Raw genomic sequence first — 772 nt, 5'->3', positions numbered from 1 at the left:
CGACCGGGCCGTCGGCCGATGCGCGGGCGGCGGGCGCGGCCGTGCCGCAGGCCGTCGCTGCATCGAATGCGGGGACTGCACGACGCGACGACGCGGCACGCACGCCGGCTGTCGGCACGACGCTTCGCGCTAACCCCGTTCTCGCGCGCGCGGCCGCGGCGAATCCGGCGCCGAACCCGTCGGTCATGCCGCCGATCCCCCTGTTCCAGCACGATCGTCTGATCGTTACGCAAAGCGACTGATGCACCACGACAACCTTCATACCGCCGCGCCGCCGGCTGCCCTGAACGACCCGGCACTCGACGCGCGCCGCGCGACGCGCCGCAAGCGCTTCATCGTGTTCTTCGCGGTCGTGCTGGTGGCCGCGCTTGCATGGATCGCGTACTGGCTGCTGAGCGATCGCTATTACGAAGACACCGACGACGCCTACGTCGCCGGCAGCATCGTGCAGGTCGCCGCGCAGATCCCCGGATCGGTGACCGACGTCGTGGTCGCCGATACGCAGGTCGTGCGCGCCGGCCAGACGCTCGTGAAGCTCGACGACACCGAGGCGTCGGTCGCGTTCGCGCAGGCGAAGGCGCAGCTCGCACAGGCCGTGCGGCAGGTCGCGAACGCGAAGATCTCGAACACGATGTACGTCGAGGCCGTGAACGCGCGGCGCGCCGACCTGTCGCTCGCGCAGCGCGCGTTCGCCGCGCGCTCGGGCGCGTCGGTCGAGATCGTCGCTCCCGAGGAACTCGCGCGTGCGCGGGCGGCGGTCGCCGGCGCGCAG

General features: G+C 72.0%; 1 protein-coding gene and 1 pseudogene. Both read left to right on the top strand.

The window, feature by feature from the left end; genetic code table 11:
- Positions 1-242, top strand: a pseudogene (locus tag G3N61_RS39245) (RND transporter); the annotation flags it as partial.
- Positions 242-772 (top strand): biotin/lipoyl-binding protein (locus G3N61_RS39240; protein WP_205825142.1); only part of this gene is annotated, 531 nt, incomplete at its 3' end. The pseudogene G3N61_RS39245 and the gene G3N61_RS39240, both read left to right, overlap by 1 nt.

The sequence above is a fragment of the Burkholderia sp. Ac-20349 genome (genome assembly GCF_017104865.1).
Classification (GTDB): Bacteria; Pseudomonadota; Gammaproteobacteria; order Burkholderiales; family Burkholderiaceae; genus Burkholderia; species Burkholderia aenigmatica.
Note: the sequence above shows the minus strand (reverse complement) of the source record. Positions and strands in the feature narration are given on the sequence as shown.